Here is a 20,776-nt window from a genome sequence, read left to right as displayed (position 1 = left end):
CTAGATTAAGCAGATCGTGTCAATGGAAATCGCTAAAAAAGGAAAGCTGTGTTTCCTGTACCCGAATTATAAGCGATCAGCTAAACTTGACATTTCCGGGAGTTGCCAGCAGTGATGGAATAAAAAAACACGGTTCCACCGAAGCTTGGACTGGTGGAAGCCGTGTTTTTGGATCCTAGTGATGCGGAGTCATTGATCGAGTTACCATTACGCTGCTTATGCAAGTTTATTTAGGTTCTTGATGATCTATATAATGATATGGAAAGTTTGTCCAGTAAAATACAACAGGACAGTGGTGCCATGTTGATAAAGTAACAAAATATTGCAGGATATAGAATCCAATGGAACGAATTAGAGCCATAGATAATCGCAGGATAGCTATGGCTCTAGTTTATAATATAAGTGAAGTTAAGTTACCTGGTCTATATAAACATTGATTAGTTTTTAACCAATGATATGATTAATGAGTAAAATTAAACCGTCATTGCACTTTACTATAATGAAAAGCGAGTGTAATGACGGTTAGTTGTTTTAAATTAAATAGGTTCATTTTATGTATAGGCCGACACTTTAGGCTATTGCCGTTTCTATAGGCAGAAAAGGAAGTGCAGTGTCTACTCTTTCACATTCTTCCATAGATATAATTTTTTCTGGATTCAATAATATTATGATGCGATCATCTACTTTGGCAATTCCCTTTATGTAGGCAGTACCTAAATTTTGTGCAAAAGAGGGGGGCATTTGTATATCTGCGGTTTCATATTTTATAATATCCGTTACTTCATCAACGATACAACCTGCTACAAATTTTCCGATATTCAGCATGACAAATTTGCTTTCTTCCGCTATTTTTGTATCTTCTATGCCAAATTTAGTTCTTAAGTTAAAAATATAATTTATTTTGCCGCGCAAATTAATGATGCCTTCAATAGCTGCAATCATTCCGGGGATTTTTTGGATTTTGAATTTTTTGGATCGCAATATTCCGTTTACTGCTAAAGAATCAATTCCATATTCATTCCCAGCTAATTCAAACACAACTAACTGAATAGTAGCCATCAAGTATCATCTCCTTATGTACATCATTAATAGGTGTTAGCCAGTTCATTTAGTTGATCTGCCAAGCTTGTGATTTCTTCAACGCTGGCTGTTACTTCTTCAATCGCTGCCGCTTGCTGTTCTACGGTAGACATGGTCTCATTTCCCATTTCTACTGTAGAATTAACAGATTCACGGATCACAGTCGTAAACTCTTTAATTTTTCCTACTGTTTGTTTCGAATCATCGGAAAGCTTTCTAATTTCTTGTGCTACTACACCAAACCCAAGTCCGGCTTCACCTGCGCGCGCAGCTTCAATTGCCGCGTTTAAGCCCAGTAAACGGGTTTCATCAGCAATTTCCTTGATTAAATTCATTACATCGTTGATTTTTCCAGTAACCGTATCTACATTTTTTATTTCGCTATTTAAGTTGCCCTGATTGTTACTAACCGTTGAAGCGGAGGCGGCCAGTTCCTGCATGGTAGCAGAAATTTGATGCAAACTATCGTTGAGGATTTCTACTACGGATTTTAGTTTAATATGTTGATATGCTGAATTCGACATATTATTTGTTACGATAAATAGTACGTTGGCTGCCTCTTCTATACGTTCTTTTTCCAAAATATTTACTTCTTTTACGGCTTCAACATACCCGGCTGCATCAACGCCAATTTCTTGGGCAATTTTATGATATTTATCTTCTTGCGGAGGATCGGCCAGTATCTGCCCGCCTAAAATGGTTCCCATCAAGTGTCCTTCAATGATAATCGGTGAGGCAAAATCAATAAGGCCTGCATGACATTCATATACTACTGGTCTTCCTAAACGAGCAGCTTCTTCGCCGCCTTTGCGATGAGATTCCGCGCAGCGTTTGTCTCCGCATTCCGTAGAGTGGGTGTAATCTATGCAAAATTTAGTATAGCAACTAGGTTTTGTAATCGGATTACCTTCGGTATCAACAGTTACACTGGCTAGCCCCATGCCCTTGGCAAAACTGTCTTGAAATTTCTGTAATATTTCCACGTTTATTACGTCAGTTAATTTGAGTTTACTAAAGTCTACGGCTCCAATTGTTTCTTTCATAAGTACCCTCCATCGCGTCATTAATAAAGTAAAATTAAAATACCCTGTATAATTAATTAGACAGGGTGTCTTTCTATACAATTTTTTTTGCGAACCGTTAATTGAACAGTAACAAAAAGGAACTAATTGTTCCTCTTTGCTTGTCATTATATAAGAAAGTTACCTATCTGTCAATAGTTTAAGTATTTTTAGGAGGAATTTATATGGATTTTTCTCAAAGATTAAAAGAACTTAGGCAATCAAAAAAAGTAAGACAAAAGGATTTAGCAGAATTATTCAATATTACCCCACGGACATGGCGATTTTATGAAGCAGGCAAACGGGAACCTAATATAGCCTCTCTTATAAAGATTGCTGATTATTTTGGTATTTCAATTGATTTTTTAGTAGGTCGAACCGATAATCCCCAAATAAATAAGTAGATTTATAACCAGAAAAGACCAGGAACAATGGTCTACACATTGGTTTACCCGGAGGAAGCCGATATATTGGCAGGAAAAATTTCGGTATTGGCACCGATCGGCATGGCCATTTTAGGGTATCGGGAAAAGGATAGGGGTGAATGGGCAACTATTAGGTATAAACCTCCTTCCCAGGCTTTTAGAAAATATGCGACGTGATCTGATATATCACTTTAAGGAGAATTTGATTCTGAAAGCCTAGCGGAATCGGTGAGTAAAATAAGCAGTCCTGCAAATACTTACAAGTAATTGCAGGACTGTTTATTGATTTAGGGAGGAGTTATACTCATGCCAAAAGCGTTGACTGCTTTACATAAACGGATAGCGCGTACCTTTTTTCGCAACTCCTTTAATCGTGATGTAATAATACTCTTGATTGTCAGCATCGCTATCGGCGGTGCGGCGGCTGGAGCATTGGCCATGACGGCAAACACCTACTTTTCGGAAACCATCACTTCGCTTGTTGGTAAATATGGAGAATTTGATTTTCTGATTAACGTCCGGGAGGAGGTAAAAGAAGACGGACGGGCGCAGATTGAAAATGTTGTGAATCAGATGTTTCCCGGCGGGAAGATAAAAGAAGGACCAACGTTAACAGGACTGACAAGTTTCTTGGTTGGCATACCTGCCGAATACAAAACAAAGCAAACCTATGAGACGATTGATCAAATTTTCGGCAGCGTCCCCGGACGGTCAGGGATCAGCATTATGACCGAACCACGGATAACTCTGAAAGCCGTACCTGACGGAGCCAAAGATTTAGTCATTACTCAGGTGATGCAAATAAATGGAGTGCTTTTTGCTTTCCGGGACGGAGGATCGGTCACAGTCCTGGTTCAATCGCTGGAGCAAGCTTCCACTGTGAATGCTGAAATAGAGCGTCTTTTAGCGCAATATCAACTAATTGACATTGCCTTTCCCGTAGGCAGTGAGCCGGAGAATCCTATTCGCTTAGGCGAACAGCTTGCTGATGCGCTTCGCGCCGATAGGGCAGTTGGTTTTGCCGAAAGTGTATCTGCTGATACCAAGCGCAATGACACAGCTTATTTTGTCAGTACGATGATTGAACTCAAACGATTCTTAACCGCTTATGCCACAAAAGCCGACATTCGATTGAATGCAGGTGTGACCCTGCGATCTGGCGATGTAATCGCTTTTCAAGGAGCGGCAGCGAATAGTGTGGTTCCTGGATCAACTGTTGATCCGGCTAATGTCTTGGTGCAAATAACCACTGTGAGGGGCGATGGCACAGCCGAAGGCATGGTTATTCAGGGCGATGGCAAACAGTTGCCTGAGAGCCAGGGCTTTTTGGTTAGCGGTACTACGATTGCTGCATCTATTGGAACCGCAAGTTTTCGCAATCCCCGCAGTGAACTCGGCAATGCGTTAGGAGAAACAGCAAAACTGGTCAGCCAGATACCAGGATTTGCCCAAGATACGCAAAGCATGATTGGCATTGCCAATACATCGCTTGATAACTATAATACCAGTCTGGTGGCAGTCGAACAGACGCTAAAGAGTTTAGATAGTGCCGGCGCTACTCTTCAGGCAGCTACCAGCGGTTTAGCCGGCTTGGACACCAGTGCAATACAACTGCAGTTAGGTAACTCGGTTCAGGCGATGGGCAGCCTTGTGAATACGTTGCAGGTAATTCGGCTGGTAAATCCGGATGCAGCGTCAACTATTAATGAAATGACTGCTATGCAGCAAAATCTTATTAATCTGCAAACACGGCTGCGCACACTGGATAGTGTTGCCGCCGATGCTCGTAGGGCCCGGTCCGCCATTGACAGCATCGTGGCTAACGGTAACAGTACCGTTGCCAGCTTACGTAATTTTGATACAGCAGGGGCCCGGCAGACCCTTACTACGACCGGAGGCCGGCTGGGACAATTGCAACAGCTTAATACACCGTTGGTAACGGCACAATTACAATATCTTGGGGCTGCCGTGCCTAATTTGAGCGATGAAGAGATTAGCCGGTCAGTCAAGCTTATGGATCAGTTCATTGCCGGACAGGTTATACCCAGTCAACGCCTGCAAATACTGACTAAAAATAACGTAACGACAGATTTGGCCGCACCTACAATCTATAGAGTAGTCGGACATACGAATGTATCGTTATACACATCGCCCTTAGGAGTTATAGAACCCGATCCCCGGGCCGAAGTAATGATGATCTTGACGCAAGTAAAAGCCGTCTTAGCTGGGTTAGTTTCGCTGGTGGCGACAGTTGCTTTCTTAACGTTAGACCACACTGCCGTCATAACTGTTATTCGGAGGCAGCGCACCGTTAATCGAAAGCCGCCGGCCAAAGGCTGGAAAAAGCTAATACAAGGTATTAGTAATGTCATCGCAGCCCCCGAATGCCTATACGGTATGGGCATTGGCGCATTGCTGCTTACTGTGATGTTTGCTTTAGCAGGTGGCGGTATTCCGTATGTGCCATGGATAGGGGTACCTGTTTTGGGAGCAGCTTTGGGATTATTAATAGCGAACAATGCAGAAAAAATTAATCCTGTTGCCAGTGAAGAAGTCAGTGCAGGTGAGGCATTAGGATTATCATTTGATGAAATTATGCGTGAAATTGTAATTCCTAATGCCCGGCCCGGCCTGCTGCAAAAGCTAAACCGTCGAAAAATGAAGTTTAAATAAGAGGATGATTACATGCTTGTTATACAAAACTTATATAAACATTTTGGCGATATAAAAGCGATAGATGGTTTAGCCTTAACAGTTAACATCGGGGAAATTCTTGTTTTGATGGGACCGTCAGGCTGCGGCAAATCAACGACAATTCGAACGATCAATCGCCTGATAGAACCGGATCAAGGCACCATCTTGTTTCATGATACGAATATTCTTACGCTTAATCCGGATGAACTGCAAAAAATTCGTAAACGTATCGGCTTTGTTTTTCAGCATTTTAATTTGATTAGTCGCTTGACTGCTCAGGAGAACGTAATGCTTGGGCTAGTCATGAGCGGTATGGATCGTGATACTGCCCGCAATAAAGCGAATGAGGCGCTAACAAAGGTTGGGATGGAACGCAATTTGCATCAAAAACCGGCGCAACTGTCAGGTGGTCAACAGCAGCGTGTGGGCATTGCCAGAGCCCTGGCTTACGAGCCGGAACTGATGATGTGGGATGAACCAACAGCATCACTAGATCCTATTCTGGTGCGTGAGGTGTTGGTCGTCATGGAAGAACTGGCACGGTATCGAGCCAGCACGATGATAGTGGTAACGCACGAATTGTCCTTTGCCTTACGGGTGGCAGATAGAATTGTGCTTATGGATAAAGGGAAAATCGTAGAGGAGGGGAAACCATCGCAAGTATTTGTTAATCCAACCTCGGCTATCGGGCAAAAGTATCAGGAATTAATTGAGTACCAAATAAATACGACGGCAAAAAGCCTATCCGGGGAAAAATGAAAATTTGAGATGCGATAAGAGCTGAGAGAAATACCTATCTTTTTCTTAAAGACTCGCGAAAAATAATTTGCGTCATTGTACCCGCGGAGCAGATTTCGACCGGCGTTAAAGACTAATGCTTGCACAGCCGACGGTGCATGGTTCATAGTGACATTTTATCCGATAGTCTACAAGGTGACATTATCACAAGTTAAACAAATTATATTGACAAGATTTTGGGAAAAGCATTAAAATAGAACCATAACAAATGGAATGCTGGCATTCCAAAGTAGACGGTTATAATAGTAATCCCACAAGAAGATCTTGATGTGATGAAGATGCTATATTGTTATAAAATATGGAGATGGAGTATAAGTGCTTAAAAGATTAGATATGGACTTAATTAAACAAATGCAACGGTATAGACAATGGATATTCCTTGTCATCTCAATGGATTATGTATTGGCCTATTTTCATAAGGGAGTTTCTGCGGTGGTCGGTCCCGAGATAATAAAAGAATTGGCATTATTACCAACAAGTCTTGGCGTGATCAGTTCGGCATACTTCTGGTCATTTGCCGCAATGGCTCTGCCGGCAGGTATGTTATCAGATACATGGGGTGCTCGTAAAACGCTGGGGGTATTTATTTTTTTAGCAGGTCTTGGCGGATTTATTTTCGCAAACACTTACAATATTGAATTATTAGCAATCGGGCGATTGGTAATAGGCTTTGGCTCAGGAGCTCTCTATGTCGCGGCAATGCGATTTGTAGCCGATTGGTATAAGCCGGATGAAATGGCTACATGTTCTGGAATATTACTGGCTGCCGGGAATATTGGTGCTCTGCTGGCCACGACTCCTCTCGTTTTCCTTATGGGGAATATTGGCTGGCGCGGTTCTTTTATTTTAGTGGCTGTCCTTACTTTACTAGCGAGTATTGTGAGCTACAAATTTGTTCGTAATAAACCTGCTGATCTTGAGTTTCCTAGTCCGCAAGAGATCATGGGCATTTCGACTGTCTCTCAAAAGGTGAAGATTTCGCTAGCCGAAGCGGTAAAGGTGGTATTAGGGAAAAAGAAGTTTTATTTATTAGCAGCTTTTACATTTTCTTACTATGGGACCTTTATGGGATTTGGATCATTATGGGCAGGTCCATATCTACAAAATATTTATCATTTTTCCAAAGCCTCTGTAGGTAATATTCTTATGTTATTTCCGCTAGGGATGATAATCGGTTGTCCCTTGTCGGGGTATTTATCGGATAAAGTTTTTAAATCCCGCAAGCAGGTCTTGATTTATGGTTGTGTGCTTCACACTTTGAGTTATATACCTTTTATATTTTTTACTGAACAAATGACAAGCCTTAGTTTATATATATTGTTTTTCTTCTATGGATTAACAGGCGGTGCTTTTGTTTCCTGTTTTGCATGCGCAAAGGAGATTTATGAAGACCGGTTCGCCGGTACAGCTAATGGTGCGTTAGTTATATTTGTTTCTTTGGGGGCAGCGTTTTATCAATACGTGATGGCATTGGTTATCAATATGTATTCGATGATCTCGCCAGGGGTGTATTCTTTAGCCGCATATAAATCTGCCTTTATAGTACCAGTTTGTGGGTTATTGCTGGGAGTTATAGCACTTATTTTCTTTAAGGAAGAGCCGTCAAAATGTAATCAAATCGAGTAGAGCGTATCGCCTCTAACGGCAAATAACAGCCTCAATCCTTGTGTAATGGAGAATTGAGGCTTTATTTTGTGGGCGGTTCCTATGTATAATTGTCCAAGGTACAATTATATAGTACTTGCTAGGGGCTGCATGTAAGAAGGCAGGAACCGATTTGATTTCTAATGTATATATAGTGTATACAGAATATATAAATGTTTGTTTCCCGTTGACATTTTTATAAACAAGTGATAAAGTATGTAAGAATGCTACCAAGTGAATAATGAACTTTCGTGTGAAGATAATGGGAGAGAGATTTATAATCCGCCGAAGATGTTATACTTTCAGGCAAAAGGACCATTATTGGACGAAACTCTGGAGAGCCTCAATCGAGCACCGAAGGAGCAAGCTGATTATTTTCAATCAGCGAATCTCTCAGGTAAAAGGACAGAGCTAATAGTTGTTTTATTTTTGAGGCCAGATTTTTATAATTTGGCCTCTTTCTGTGTTTTTTTATGGAAGTTGTTCAGTCGCAATGCCCCAATAGGCTTTGGGAATTGTGAACGCAGTAATACTGCCGTAAAAGGCAGTAACAGGTAGAAAGGCGGAATATATGTGTCGGAAAATCAAAATTTAGCGCGCGGACTAGAAAATCGTCATGTTCAATTACTGGCAATTGGCGGTGCAATCGGTACTGGATTATTCCTAGGCTCAGGCAGGTCTATTCACTTGGCGGGACCATCTATTTTATTTGCGTATATGATAACAGGGGTAATTTGTTTTTTAGTTATGCGTGCCCTTGGGGAATTATTACTGTCTAATGTAAAATATCATTCCTTCGTAGACTTTGTGTACGATTATTTAGGAAACGGAGCAGCATTTATTACGGGCTGGACATACTGGTTCTGCTGGATTTCACTTGCTATGGCTGACTTAACGGCTGCCGGACTATATATACAATACTGGTTCCCCAATATAGCTCAATGGGTTCCAAGTCTTATCGTTCTTGTAGTTTTACTGATTATGAACCTTACTGCCGTAAAGTTATTCGGTGAAATGGAGTTCTGGTTTGCCTTAATTAAAGTTATTGCAATTCTAGCGTTAATTGTAATCGGTATAGTTATGATTTTTAAAGGATTTTCTACAGATGCTGGTGTATCTAGCTTTGCCAACCTTTGGAGTCATGGCGGCTGGTTCCCCAATGGGATAAGTGGTTTTATCCTTTCCTTTCAAATGGTGGTATTTGCTTTTACCGGAATTGAATTAGTTGGTTTAACAGCTGGTGAAACTAAAAATCCAGAACATGTTATTCCCAAGGCTATTAACCATATTCCCATCAGAATTATCATTTTCTATATCGGAGCACTTTTTGTTATTATGAGCATATATCCATGGAATTCAATTAGTCCGGATAAAAGCCCATTTGTACAGGTGTTTGCTGCGGTGGGAATCGCAGCGGCAGCAAGTATTGTAAATTTCGTAGTACTAACATCGGCTGCATCTGCTTGTAACAGCGGTATCTTCAGTACAAGCCGCATGGTGTACTCGCTTGCTAAAGAAAATAACGCACCTGAATCAATGAAAAAATTAACTTCCAATCAAGTACCTGCAAATGCTACCGTGTTTTCTGCAACTGTCGTCTTGATTTCTGTTATTTTGAACTATATTATGCCGGAAGAGGTATTTGTACTGATTACAAGTATATCAACATTCTGCTTTATCTTCATTTGGGCAGTTATCGTTGTCTGCCATTTAAGATATCACAAAAATAATCCTGAACTTGCTGTTAAGAGCAAGTTCAAAATGCCGTTTTATCCAATCGCTAACTATATAATTTTAGCATTTTTTGCGTTTGTTCTAGTTGTATTGGCACTTAATAATGAAACCCGTGTCGCCCTATTTGTAACGCCTATATGGTTTATCATGCTGGGGGTGATTTACAAGCTACAATCAAAAATGAAAAATAAAGAAGAGGCCGAAAGCAAATTCGCATAGGGTAACAAAGCGGAATTTTGTCTAAAAAACAGACCCCTTTCAGTTAGATACCCAAAACTGAAAGGGGTCTGTTTTTCCTTATCGTGTTATTGGCGTCCTCGTTACTCAAAAGGCCGCACGCGCAATGTCAAGCCAAGTTTATCAGCAAGTGCCTGACAGGCCGTTATTTCTGCTTCGCCAATGCAATCGACAACTGTCAGTACAACATGAGGAACATATTTTTTACAGCTAACAGCGAAGGTTAACATAGCGTCAAACGACCGGATACCAAACTGATTACGCGTCAGGCGTAAATATTCTGCGGCATTAGAAGCATTCAAACTGATCGACACGGTATCAATGAGTCCCTGAAATAAAGGGGCGATTTTTTTGCCTGCCTGAAGCTCGCACAGACCATTGGTATTAATACGCAGCGGGATATTCTCATTGCGCTGCTTTAGATAAGCAGCTATTTCCAGCAAAGCATCCAAGCGCATCGTTGGTTCGCCGAAACCGCAAAAAACGATTTCATTAAAATGGTTTATATCATATTTTGCAAATTCGGCTATTACTTCCTGCGCAGAAGGCTCCCGCTTCAACCATAGTGAATTGGATTCCAGCATTTCCTTCGTATTGCGCAGGCAAAAAATACAAGAACAAGTACATTGATTCGTAAGGTTAACATAAACATTTGTTTTACGCAAAGGGTCGCGCTGCAGCCGATCCGCCAAGCTTTCGTACCCGTCGTTTTTAGGTGTGTAAAGTAACATAGACTAACCTCCTGCTATTATAATTATTTGAGATCTGTTAAGTACTCCTCAAAACAAATCCCATACTGTACAGGAATATTTTGCTTAACCGTATACGCAATCGTCTTGCTGATAAAATTGGCCGCCTTTTCTACTGCGGTAGCAAAATCGATACCCTTTACTAAATTGGCTGCTACAATAGATACAAATACATCACCGGTGCCGGAACGGTCCTCACCAATCTTGTTTACACTAATTAGCCGATAGGGTTTTCCCTGTTCATATACAAAATTCCGTAATTTATTTCCGTCTGGTAGGCCGGAAATGACAATTCGGCGCGGCCCATACGCACAAAGGCCTTGCGCAATATGTTCGAGTTCCCGGGCGGTTAAAGCATGATTCGGATAGGGAATATCTAATAACTGGCAAGCCTCGGTAAGATTAGGCGTTAGAACATGTGCGTAGTTAACCAAACGCTTCATTTCATGACACATTTCCTGGGTATAAGACGAATATAATTTTCCATAATCTCCCATAACCGGGTCTACAATAATTGTCGTATGGTCACTTGTGAATTTCTCCAAAAATTCAATGACTATATCGACTTGCTCTGCTGAGCCTAAAAAACCAGTACAAATACCATCAAATTCGATGCCCAATTCTTCCCAATTGTGCATGTACTTTCGCATATGCGCCGTATAGTCATCCAAGAAAAACTTGGGAAAGCCTGTATGAGCGGATAAGATGGCAGTAGGTAATGGGCAGCATTGTATCTTCATAGCAGAAATAATTGGCCAGGCAGCCGCTACCGAACAGCGCCCAAAACCAGTTATATCATTAACAACAGCGATCCGTTTTTGCCTCGGTACATTCAAAAATTCCATCCTCCTTCTAATGTCCACTTATGTATTATAACATAGCATATTTATCGCAAACGAATTTTGCATATAAAAAAGTGCCGGAGGAAGGATGTATCAGATCTAGCTAGAACTGAACAAAACACAATTATTCCCCGGAAATGTCGAAAGGGAATAATACGATTGACAGAATAACTTGAGTTCATATACGATTTGTAATATACAATTTGGCAAGGAGACATGGAAATATGATGCTGAAACTACTCAAGATAACAGGCCAAGGGGTAATTTTGTGGTGTATCTACTGGCTGGGCAATCAAATTACCACCGCTACCGGATTACCCATTCCCGGTACTGTATTTGGCATGACCCTGCTGTTTGTACTTTTAGCGTGTGGCATTTTAAAGCTTAGCTACATTCAGGAGGCCGCCGATTTTTTGCTTAAACATATGTTATTCTTTTTTATTCCGGTTGCTGTTGGATTAATGGATTGGGGAGCCGTATTTTATGAACATGCTGTAGTATTGACGGCTGCTTTGCTGGCCGGAGCCGTATTGCCCTTTTTTACGGTAGGTATCATTACTCAACTGCTGCATAGAGAGGGGAAATGAATATGGCTCTTACCGCTTTTTTTGTGATTATGACGTTGTTGCGTATCTGTTGAGCCGCTATTTGTATTTCAAGTACAATAATCCGCTCATTAATATTGTTCTGTTGAGTGCTGCAGCTATCATCGCAATTTTAGTTTTTGCTAAAATGCCATATCAGGCTTATGTTCCGGCAAAAGACATCATGACTTTTCTGCTTGGACCGGCGACGGTTGCCCTGGCGGTGCCGCTGTACCGGAACCGGTATTTGCTGAGACAATACGGTACTGCCATCTTCATAGGGGTCGGCATCGGCACACTGGTGTCCATGGCCACCGTGCTATTCATTACCAGGGCCGGTGGTTTAGCAAGAGAAATCATTGTATCGATTATCCCGAAATCTTCCACCATTCCTTTTGCCGTCGATGTGGCGCAACTGGCGGGCGGCAATTCTGCCTTAGCGGTAGCTTTTGTTGTGGCTACCGGAACGTTTGGTTCGGTAATCGGGTTAACCCTGCTCTCCTGGTTTAAGATTTATGATCCTGTGACCCGCGGGCTGGCCATGGGTACAGTATCACACGGTCAGGGGACCGCAATGGCTCTCATGGAAGGCGAGCAGCAAGGATCTATGGCCGGCGTGGCTATGGCTCTGGCCGGGGTGTTTACTTCGGTGTTAGCACCTGTACTCATCGCCTGCTTTGTTGATTGACTTCTTTTAATTCTGGAATATATAGGAGAAGACGAGGGACGGAGGAAATATCTGATAGTACGGAACCACCATCCCCGTTTTCTAAAAACAAGTCCTCCGATGATTGTCTGAGGACTTGTTTTTATTGGATAACGATTGCTTTGGTGGACTTTAATGATATTAAGAAAATTTATCCATTGATATCGTTTTCGCTTTACCGGTATAATATAAACTAAGCCTCAATATATCCTTTGAAGGAGTGATAGGATGAGACTAAAATTGACTATTGGCACGATTATAATAGCTCTAATGCTTGGCGTCGGCATTAGCTACAAAACGACCATTGATCAAAAGCAAGCAGCTGAAGAGCGAATAGCACAAATAACGTCCGAGGCTCAAGAGAACAAGCAAAAAGTTGAGGACATGCAAAAAGATATAGCAATTTTAAGGCGTGAGCTGGCGGCCCAGCGTGAAGTCTACCCAACTAGTCGTGGTGGGCGACGGGTGGCTCGCTACATAGACGGCGCACAAGTAACTTGGTACAACGACAAAGGGAAAACAGCTTCAGGCACAATAGCAACCTCGGGCAGGACTGTAGCCGTTGACCCAGAAGTGGTTCCACTCGGTTCGGAAGTTGAGATTGTAATGCCTGACGGCAGAGTGTTTCGGCGTATAGCAGAAGATACTGGAGGGGCGGTTAAAGGTAAAGTGTTTGACGTTCATGTAGACGCTTCAGACGATGAACTATATGAGCTAGGGCGAACCCATGGGGTGAGAGTATTTGTTCTTGACCGGTGATGTAGAAGACGATGGGACCACCGTCCCTGTCTTCTCTTATTTTTTCTACTAACAGTTTATTAAGTTATCAGTATTTACAAGGCTTTTTGATTCGCTCAGTATTACTACTTAAATAACCAATTTGCTTTAAGTCAAATTTATTTTGTCTAGGAATGTCAAGTTTAATTTTTTGCTACAAAGCAGGATTGTTTAAAATTGTGATGAAATATATAGAATATAATTTTATTGTATGAAATTTGAAGACTCGTAGAATAAACAAAATTAGCTTTTGTAAAAGAAACTACAGTCCATAGAATTAAGTTAGGTTCAAGAGGCAGACTATGAACCCAAGAATGTACAGACCTCAATTATCAGAAATAACATAGTCAGTAAAATATAGTCGGACTGAACCGAAATTTTAAGGCAACCCTAACATTACCTCACCTAATTAAAGGAGTGAAATTTGTGATAGATAGTATTCCTAAAGAACTATTAAAAAACAGTGTTGTTAAGACAATTGTTATACTTAATTGCTTTTCTTTTGAGAAGCCTAGGTTACGTATTAAAGAAATAAGCTCGATGACCGGAATTAGTCAACCGACAGTGCATCGATTATTGAATATATTAAAACAGTTTAATTTGGTTGAACAGCATGAAGAACTTTATTTGCTAGGTCGAGGCTTTTTGAAATATGAAGGTATAGTATTAAAATCTATGGAAATTCGACGTATAAGCCTACCTTATATGGAACAATTGGCAAACTTATTAAAAATTAATGTAAATCTAGCTATACTTGACGATAATGAAGTTGTTTTTATTGCGAGAGCAGAAAATCTTTATTGCACTCATAGCTATTATCATATTGGTATGAAGCGACCAATACATTGTACTGCTGTTGGTAAAGTTTTAGTTTGCAAATCTCCACAAATTATTCATAAACTTTTTGAGCATGGTGTTCACCAATATACGATGAATACAATAACTGATGAAAATGTGTTTTTAGAAGAAATGAATAAGATACGTTTGCAAGGTTATGCAGTCGATTTTCAAGAATGGAATAATAGTATAAATTGTGTAGCCTCACCGATAATAAACCCTGCTGGAGAAATTGTCGCGGCTATCAGTATTTCCGGGTCATCAAATGTCTATACTGTTGAAAAAATGGAAAATTATATTCCTCATGTAGTTGATTATGCAAATCGAATCTCATCTATTTTAGAGTATTGAAAATTATAAGAAATTAATATTACCTGAATTTTTACGAGAAGTAAAATATTGTTTTAAAACCTCCTGTGAGAAGAATAATCATAGGAGGTTTTATTATTTTATAGAATCCAGGCTTACTAACTTTATTTTTTTATGAATCACCCTAATTTGGATCAAAGGAATCGGAAGCCTACATTTAAATTTATCACTAAAAGCTGCGGTAGAAACTACTCATTCTAGTAGTTGTTTTCTTTTTCCTAATTGCTTTTAATTAAAAAAATTCTAAATTTGACAAAAAAATATACTAGAATAGAAGGAGATTTTAATGCGAATGCATAATATACAATATATAAAATTAAATTCCAACATATGAAATCAAAAAAATAACGTTGTTGTTGCATTCAGGATTTTGACACTGGCCAGTGCAAAATATATTTTTTATCTTTAGAATGGAGGAATTTTAAAATGTTAAAACCAAAAGGTATAATTACCCCAATTGTTACCCCTATGAACGATGATGAAAGCATCAATGAAGCTGAACTGCGTGTTCAAGTAAACCGTTTAATTAATAGTGGGGTTTATGGATTGTTTCCATTAGGAACTAATGGAGAAGTATACGCTTTGTCCTTGGAAGAAAAAATTGAAGTAATGAAAATTGTCGTAGATGAAACAAAAGGTAGAGTTCCCGTTTATGCAGGTACTGGCTGCATAAGTACAAATGAAACTATTGCATTGTCGAAAAAAGCCCAAGAAATTGGAGTTGATGCATTATCGATTGTATCTCCCTATTTTGTTGCCGTCTCTCAGGACGACTTATACCGCCACTTTAGTAAAATTGCTGAAGCTGTTAGTTTACCTATTATCCTTTATAACATGCCTGCACGGACGGGAAATAACATTGAATATACAACCATCTCTAAACTAACAAAATACGAAAACATTGTTGCCATTAAAGATAGTAGCGGTAATTTCGACAATACCCTGCGTTATATTGAAAATACGGATAGACGATTATCTGTGCTGGCAGGCAATGATTCCTTAATTCTTTGGACATTATTGGCCGGGGGATGTGGTGCCATTGCAGGGTGGTCAAATGTATATCCTGAATTGCTGATTAGCATTTATAAATTGTGGGAAAAAGGAAATATTACAGAGGCCAATATACGCCAAGGCAGTATAAGACCGCTTAGAGATATAATGAAATTAGGAAATCCGAATTCTGTTGTTAAAAGGGCTATGAACCTTTTAGGATATAAAGTTGGGCCAGCAAGGGAACCTGCTAGCGGTATCAATCCTAAAATCGATGAAGCGCTTTTGAAAGCATTTCAATTATACAAGTAGTTGTATTTGTTGCCCAAACGTTATATGAAAGAGTTTATCTTAGGAGGGTTCTCAATGAGCGAGGCAGTCGTTAAAAAGATTCCCAATAAGCGATGGTTTCATATAATACCTCCGGCAATTATTATAAACCTAATTGCCTATATGGACAGAATGAATGTCAGTTTTGCAATGGCTGGTGGAATGAATGAAGCTCTTGGTTTATCGATGACTATATCCGGTTTGGCAGCTGGAATTTTCTTTTTTGGATACTTAGTATTGCAAATACCAGCTGGTCATTTTGCTGAGCGCGGGATGGCAAAAAAATATATTCTTTATACGATACTTGCTTGGGGTGGAATATCGCTGGCAACTGGGTTTGTTCAAAATGCCTGGCAGCTTTTAGCAATGAGGTTTCTCCTTGGTGTTGCCGAAGGCGGAGTATACCCGTCTATTCTAATCATCATTGCGAATTGGTTTCCAAGTAAAGAATTAGGTCGAGCTAACGCAATGTTTATGTTATCTTTACCTATTGCGGCTATTCTTACCAATGTTATATCCGGCTGGATCGTCTCAAATTTTGAATGGCGTTGGTTATTTTATATTGAAGGTATAATATCCTTATGCTTGATATTCATTTGGATGCCCCTCATTAGTGAACGTCCAGAGGAAGCGAAATGGATTTCCCAAGAGGAAAAAGAGTATTTGCTTACTACTTTACACAAAGAGAAAGAAGAACGAGAAGAGGCATTCAAAAAAGAAGTTGGAAGCACTAACTTTTCTTATAAACAAATGCTCTGCGACAAAAATCTTTGGTTAATGACCTTTATTTACTTGTGCCATAATACAGGTCAATATGGCTATTCAATATGGCTTCCTACTCTTGTAAAGAAGTTGACCCAAACCAATTTAACTGCTGTCGGCTTTTTGACATCTCCACCTTTTATTATGGCTTTAGTAGGTTTATATCTTTTTGGGGCATTGTCGGATAGAACGGGCAATCGTAGGTTATATACCGCGATTTCTTTTTGCGGGTTTGGTTGTTGTCTCCTGCTCGCGACATTATTTGCTGAAAATGTCTGGCTTTCATATGCTCTTTTGGTTGTAACGGGATTATTCAATAAATCAATGAATAGTCCATTTTGGTCAATGGCTCCTTCATTATTTCCACCAGGAATTGCCGGTGGAGCCAGAGGGTTCATTAATTCTTTTGGAAACTTAGGTGGTTTTTTTGGTCCTACTTTAGTGGGGTGGATATCAACGGTTTCTGGAAATATGATGATGGGACTTTATGGCCTAATTGGAATGTTATTACTTGGCTCAATTCTTACTACGCTACTTCCAGCAGTAACTGCCAGTTTTTCTAAGAAAGAAACTGACAAGCAAGCTACTTCTAGCATCTAACTATCGTGATTGATAATTAAAACTTAAGATTTATATTTTAAAATGCCTAAAAATCAATACTTTTAAACTACCAGAAAAATAACATCAATCAATAATTAAGCCCTCGTTGAGCTGATGATGCTGTAGGGCTTAATTATTGATGTTATTACCGTCTCACTAAATCAGCACGATCAGTGACTAACTCCAGCTGTGAAGGTACTCAAGATTAGCTTGCTCATCTGAATAGAGTATCAGTACTGAATTAGATTATCCGAATGATTAATGAAGGAGGCTTTAAGACATGAGAAAAGTAGTCATTTCCCATAGACTTCACGATGATGGAATGGCAGTTTTAGAAAAGGCCAATGTAAATGTAGCAATAACCAATGATGGTAACCCTAAGGCAATGCTGCCTGAATTATTAGATGCGGAAGGTTTAATTATTCGAATTGGTTCCATTGATCGGGAAACCATGCTGGCGGCTAAAAAATTAAAGGTAATTGGACGCCCTGGTGTCGGCGTTGATAATGTTGACGTAGCAACTGCTACCGAACTTGGTATTCCCGTAGTCATTGCACCTGGTGCCAATACTCGTTCTGTAGCAGAACATGCCTTTGCTTTTATGTTCGCTGCAGCAAAGGATATGGTCCATACAGATAAAGAACTTCGTAAGGGTAATTTTGCTATTAGAAATAGCTATAAAGCTTTTGAAATATATGGAAAAACACTGGGGTTGATTGGTTATGGTAATATTGGCAGTATCTTTGCTCAGATGTCAGCAAGTGTAGGTATGAAAGTGGTCATATACGATCCATTTATTAAACCGGAGACTATTACAGGATTAGGGTATCAGTATGAAACTAAACTTAATGCGGTTCTACAAATGGCAGATGTTATTTCACTGCATGTACCACTAACATCCGCTACAGAAAATCTCATCGGTGAAGCTGAGTTAAAACTAATGAAGAAAAATGCGATTTTAATTAACTGTTCGCGTGGTGGTATTATTGATGAACCAGCATTAGCTAAAGCGCTAGAAAATGACAAATTACATGCCGCCGCTACAGATGTATTTAGTACGGAACCTGTAACTGTCGATGAACCATTGTTTAAGTATGACAACATTATCGTCTCACCTCATATGGCAGGGCAAACCAAAGAAGCAGCCTCCGCTGTTGCCACTATGGCTGCAGAAGGCGTTATTGCAGTTATTAATGGGCAACGTTGGCAGTATGTTTGCAACCCTAAAGCCTATGAACATCCAAGATGGAAATGATCATCAGAAGAGTAAAAGTATAGATTAACAGAGAGTAAGTCGGCAAATAGATTAGGTGTTTGTATATTATGAAAAAACAGTATGAAACAGATGAGTTCTTAGAAGTTGGTTAATATTACATTAGTTGGAGGCTAACCATGAGTAGTTTATATTCGTTATTAAATATAGGAAAAATTATTGCCGGTGCCGGTAGTATTGCACAAATTGCAGATGTTGTCGCTAGTTTTGAAGCAAAAAATATAGTAATTATTACAGACCAAGGTGTCTGGGATTCCGGACTGGTAGAAAAACCAAAAACAATATTGGAAGCCGCCGGGATTAACGTTCATGTTATTCATGATACACCGCCGGAACCAACTGTAGATCAAGTAAATGCTATATGCCAAGCGACTAAAGCTTTTGCTTGTCAAATGATTATTGGAATTGGCGGCGGTAGTTCTATTGATACTGCTAAGATCGTTTCCGTTTTATTTACTAATGATGTAATTTTACGGGAATTGGTAAACGGTAAGGCGCAGCTTAAACGCAAAGGAATTCCGACACTGATGATTCCTACTACTGCAGGTACTGGTGCTGAAGCTACACCTAATGCTATTGTTTTAGTACCGGAAGAAGAACTAAAAATAGGCATTGTTAATGAAAAAATGGTATCAGATTCTGTTATTTTAGATCCGGAGTTGACAATTAATTTACCTAAACACATTACGGCTAATACTGGAATGGATGCATTATGTCACGCTATTGAATGCTATATATCGAAAAAAGCCAATCCTCTTAGTGATACTTTTGCCATAAAGGCAATTACGCTGATTTCTCGTAGCATTCGTACTGCATATAATGATGGAAGTAATTTGGCTGCAAGAGAAGATATGCTATTGGGGGCTATGTTTGGCGGTATTTCTATTGCCACTTCCAGCACTACAGCTGTTCATGCGTTATCTTATCCATTAGGAGGCAAATATCATATACCCCATGGTTTATCCAACGCCATTCTTCTTCCAGATGTAATGAAATTTAATTTAGATGTTTGTGAAGAAAAATTTGCGGATATTGCTATTGCCATGGGGATCGATGTTAAAGGTTGCACAGCTAGAGACGCTGCAAAAAAAATGATTAATAACTTATATTTTATGATTAAAGATCTGGAAATAAAGTGCGACTTACGTGCAAAAGGCATTAATGAAGAGTCTTTAGAAGATATGATTGAAGCCGCTGCGAAAGTTACTCGTTTACTCAATAACAATCCCAAAATCGTAACAAAAGATGACATGCGAATGATTTATAAAAAATTATTATAGTTCCACTTTTGACATGACAGTGGCACAATGTACATTTAAGTAAGAATATAGAACTAGGAGGCTTGCTTTAATGGGGAAAAAGACAATTGGTGATTTTAAAAGTATGGTTGCAAATGGTGAAAAGATCGTATGGTTAACTGCATACGATTATCTGACAGCTAAAATGCAGGAAAAAGCTGGCGTTGATATGATTCTGATTGGCGATTCTCTTGGTATGGTAAGCTTGGGCTATGATACTACATTTCCGGTTACTATGGATGATATGATTCGTCATTGCCAAGCTGTACGGCGTGGCGCCCCTAATACTTTTATTGTTGGTGATATGCCTTATATGTCTTATCAGCGTTCGGATGAAGAAGCTATTGCCAATGCCGGACGATTTGTGAAAGAAGCCGGAGCTGACGCAATTAAGCTTGAAGGTGGCGGCGCAATGATTGCCAGCCGGATTAGAGCCATTCAACAAGCAGGTATTTTGGTAATGGGACATATTGGTCTAACGCCGCAGTTCATGGGTCAGATCGGCGGTTATCGTGCGCAGGGCCGTAGCGCTTCTGCAGCTATGAAGCTTGTTAAAGAGGCTAAAGCTGTTGAAGAAGCAGGTGCTTTCGGTATCCTGGTAGAAGGCGTACCAGCTGTTGTCGGTAAGGCTATCACTGAAAGAGCAGGTATCCCAATTCTAGGTATTGGTGCTGGATCTTATACCCATGGTCAATTGTTGATTTATGCAGACATGGTTGGCATGTATGATAATTTTACCCCGAAATTTGTTAAGAAATATGCCAATGTTGGTGAAGTATTAACAAATGCTTTTAAAGAATATGCCGAGGAAGTGAGAAAGGGCCAATTCCCTAATGACGATGAACATACCTACAAGATGAGCGATACTGAAATTAAAGAATTTTTGGGTGCAATTGATAAATAGTGGATATTCAACTGGTCAAAACTCTTTGAGTTTGGCCAAGCCTAATTGAGTAAGCAGAACAGGAGCTGTCGCATAGCGGTAT

19 protein-coding genes and 2 riboswitches are annotated in these 20,776 nt (G+C 39.9%); of the genes, 15 read left to right on the top strand and 4 right to left on the bottom strand.

The features are described 5' to 3' along the window. Positions 1 to 570: 570 nt before the first annotated feature. Both BLR65_RS26720 and BLR65_RS26715 read right to left on the bottom strand, forming a co-directional pair. Positions 571 to 1,059, bottom strand: a complete 489-nt coding sequence (locus BLR65_RS26720) for a chemotaxis protein CheW (RefSeq protein ID WP_093797558.1) — start codon at positions 1,057 to 1,059, stop codon at positions 571 to 573. A 26-nt stretch (positions 1,060 to 1,085) separates the two neighbouring features. Further along, positions 1,086 to 2,123, bottom strand: a complete 1,038-nt coding sequence (locus BLR65_RS26715; RefSeq protein ID WP_245693076.1) for a PocR ligand-binding domain-containing protein — start codon at positions 2,121 to 2,123, stop codon at positions 1,086 to 1,088. Between the two features lie 203 nt (positions 2,124 to 2,326). Between BLR65_RS26715 and BLR65_RS26710 the strand changes: the two genes are divergently transcribed. From BLR65_RS26710 to BLR65_RS26685, 6 genes are all read left to right on the top strand, one after another. Further along, a complete protein-coding gene (locus BLR65_RS26710; protein WP_093797556.1) occupies positions 2,327 to 2,545 on the top strand; it encodes a helix-turn-helix domain-containing protein in 219 nt (72 codons plus the stop codon). Continuing rightward, positions 2,546 to 2,743: a GreA/GreB family elongation factor gene (locus tag BLR65_RS26705; protein ID WP_342741410.1), complete on the top strand. Its 198-nt coding sequence runs from the start codon at positions 2,546 to 2,548 to the stop codon at positions 2,741 to 2,743. 129 nt (positions 2,744 to 2,872) lie between these two features. Beyond that, the gene (locus BLR65_RS26700) at positions 2,873 to 5,239 is read left to right on the top strand and encodes a hypothetical protein (protein WP_093797554.1); all 2,367 of its coding nucleotides are present in this window, start codon (positions 2,873 to 2,875) and stop codon (positions 5,237 to 5,239) included. A gap of 12 nt (positions 5,240 to 5,251) precedes the next feature. Next, the gene (locus BLR65_RS26695; RefSeq protein ID WP_093797552.1) at positions 5,252 to 6,019 is read left to right on the top strand and encodes an amino acid ABC transporter ATP-binding protein; all 768 of its coding nucleotides are present in this window, start codon (positions 5,252 to 5,254) and stop codon (positions 6,017 to 6,019) included. Positions 6,020 to 6,373: 354 nt separating this feature from the next. Then, positions 6,374 to 7,684, top strand: coding sequence for an MFS transporter (locus BLR65_RS26690; protein WP_093797550.1), 1,311 nt, complete (start codon positions 6,374 to 6,376; stop codon positions 7,682 to 7,684). Positions 7,685 to 7,955: 271 nt separating this feature from the next. Then, positions 7,956 to 8,030: riboswitch (glycine riboswitch) on the top strand. A 1-nt stretch (position 8,031) separates the two neighbouring features. Continuing rightward, positions 8,032 to 8,115: riboswitch (glycine riboswitch) on the top strand. Positions 8,116 to 8,275: 160 nt separating this feature from the next. Beyond that, complete coding sequence (locus tag BLR65_RS26685) at positions 8,276 to 9,655, top strand: amino acid permease (RefSeq protein ID WP_093797548.1); 1,380 nt, start codon at positions 8,276 to 8,278, stop codon at positions 9,653 to 9,655. Between the two features lie 101 nt (positions 9,656 to 9,756). Here BLR65_RS26685 and BLR65_RS26680 read toward each other — a convergent pair whose 3' ends face one another. Then, positions 9,757 to 10,404 carry a TatD family nuclease-associated radical SAM protein gene (locus BLR65_RS26680; protein ID WP_093797546.1) on the bottom strand — a complete coding sequence of 216 codons (648 nt, stop codon included), beginning with the start codon at positions 10,402 to 10,404 and terminating at the stop codon, positions 9,757 to 9,759. 23 nt (positions 10,405 to 10,427) lie between these two features. Then, positions 10,428 to 11,258: a pyridoxamine kinase gene (locus BLR65_RS26675; RefSeq protein ID WP_093797544.1), complete on the bottom strand. Its 831-nt coding sequence runs from the start codon at positions 11,256 to 11,258 to the stop codon at positions 10,428 to 10,430. A 230-nt stretch (positions 11,259 to 11,488) separates the two neighbouring features. Between BLR65_RS26675 and BLR65_RS26670 the strand changes: the two genes are divergently transcribed. The 9 genes from BLR65_RS26670 (at position 11,489) to panB (ending at position 20,694) form a co-directional block, all read left to right on the top strand. Then, complete coding sequence (locus BLR65_RS26670) at positions 11,489 to 11,851, top strand: CidA/LrgA family protein (protein WP_211285265.1); 363 nt, start codon at positions 11,489 to 11,491, stop codon at positions 11,849 to 11,851. A gap of 49 nt (positions 11,852 to 11,900) precedes the next feature. After that, positions 11,901 to 12,536: an LrgB family protein gene (locus BLR65_RS26665; protein ID WP_342741409.1), complete on the top strand. Its 636-nt coding sequence runs from the start codon at positions 11,901 to 11,903 to the stop codon at positions 12,534 to 12,536. A 246-nt stretch (positions 12,537 to 12,782) separates the two neighbouring features. Continuing rightward, positions 12,783 to 13,313, top strand: coding sequence for a 3D domain-containing protein (locus BLR65_RS26660; protein ID WP_093797542.1), 531 nt, complete (start codon positions 12,783 to 12,785; stop codon positions 13,311 to 13,313). A gap of 444 nt (positions 13,314 to 13,757) precedes the next feature. Next, a complete protein-coding gene (locus BLR65_RS26655; RefSeq protein ID WP_245693074.1) occupies positions 13,758 to 14,519 on the top strand; it encodes an IclR family transcriptional regulator in 762 nt (253 codons plus the stop codon). 444 nt (positions 14,520 to 14,963) lie between these two features. Beyond that, positions 14,964 to 15,839: a 4-hydroxy-tetrahydrodipicolinate synthase gene (gene dapA / locus BLR65_RS26650; RefSeq protein ID WP_093797540.1), complete on the top strand. Its 876-nt coding sequence runs from the start codon at positions 14,964 to 14,966 to the stop codon at positions 15,837 to 15,839. A 54-nt stretch (positions 15,840 to 15,893) separates the two neighbouring features. Next, on the top strand, positions 15,894 to 17,219 hold the full coding sequence (locus BLR65_RS26645; protein WP_093797538.1) for an MFS transporter: 1,326 nt from the start codon (positions 15,894 to 15,896) through the stop codon (positions 17,217 to 17,219). Between the two features lie 280 nt (positions 17,220 to 17,499). After that, complete coding sequence (locus tag BLR65_RS26640; protein WP_093797536.1) at positions 17,500 to 18,474, top strand: hydroxyacid dehydrogenase; 975 nt, start codon at positions 17,500 to 17,502, stop codon at positions 18,472 to 18,474. Positions 18,475 to 18,611: 137 nt separating this feature from the next. Continuing rightward, entirely contained in the window at positions 18,612 to 19,772 is a 1,161-nt protein-coding gene (locus BLR65_RS26635) for an iron-containing alcohol dehydrogenase (RefSeq protein ID WP_093797534.1), read from the top strand. 70 nt (positions 19,773 to 19,842) lie between these two features. After that, a complete protein-coding gene (panB, locus tag BLR65_RS26630; RefSeq protein ID WP_093797532.1) occupies positions 19,843 to 20,694 on the top strand; it encodes a 3-methyl-2-oxobutanoate hydroxymethyltransferase in 852 nt (283 codons plus the stop codon). Positions 20,695 to 20,776: the final 82 nt, after the last annotated feature.

Source organism: Sporomusa acidovorans (assembly GCF_900101845.1).
GTDB classification, from domain to species: domain Bacteria; phylum Bacillota; class Negativicutes; order Sporomusales; family Sporomusaceae; genus Sporomusa; species Sporomusa acidovorans.
The sequence above is the reverse complement of the archived record's forward strand: the minus strand, read 5'-3'. Positions and strand labels throughout refer to the sequence as shown.

Bases quoted from the DNA above. Each gene is read 5' to 3' on its own strand.
- BLR65_RS26720 (WP_093797558.1), bottom strand. From the start codon at position 1,059: ATGGCTACTATTCAGTTAGTTGTGTTTGAATTAGCTGGGAATGAATAT.
- BLR65_RS26715 (WP_245693076.1), bottom strand. From the start codon at position 2,123: ATGAAAGAAACAATTGGAGCCGTAGACTTTAGTAAACTCAAATTAACT.
- BLR65_RS26710 (WP_093797556.1), top strand. From the start codon at position 2,327: ATGGATTTTTCTCAAAGATTAAAAGAACTTAGGCAATCAAAAAAAGTA.
- BLR65_RS26700 (WP_093797554.1), top strand. From the start codon at position 2,873: ATGCCAAAAGCGTTGACTGCTTTACATAAACGGATAGCGCGTACCTTT.
- BLR65_RS26695 (WP_093797552.1), top strand. From the start codon at position 5,252: ATGCTTGTTATACAAAACTTATATAAACATTTTGGCGATATAAAAGCG.
- BLR65_RS26680 (WP_093797546.1), bottom strand. From the start codon at position 10,404: ATGTTACTTTACACACCTAAAAACGACGGGTACGAAAGCTTGGCGGAT.
- BLR65_RS26670 (WP_211285265.1), top strand. From the start codon at position 11,489: ATGATGCTGAAACTACTCAAGATAACAGGCCAAGGGGTAATTTTGTGG.
- BLR65_RS26660 (WP_093797542.1), top strand. From the start codon at position 12,783: ATGAGACTAAAATTGACTATTGGCACGATTATAATAGCTCTAATGCTT.
- dapA (WP_093797540.1), top strand. From the start codon at position 14,964: ATGTTAAAACCAAAAGGTATAATTACCCCAATTGTTACCCCTATGAAC.
- BLR65_RS26645 (WP_093797538.1), top strand. From the start codon at position 15,894: ATGAGCGAGGCAGTCGTTAAAAAGATTCCCAATAAGCGATGGTTTCAT.
- BLR65_RS26640 (WP_093797536.1), top strand. From the start codon at position 17,500: ATGAGAAAAGTAGTCATTTCCCATAGACTTCACGATGATGGAATGGCA.
- BLR65_RS26635 (WP_093797534.1), top strand. From the start codon at position 18,612: ATGAGTAGTTTATATTCGTTATTAAATATAGGAAAAATTATTGCCGGT.
- panB (WP_093797532.1), top strand. From the start codon at position 19,843: ATGGGGAAAAAGACAATTGGTGATTTTAAAAGTATGGTTGCAAATGGT.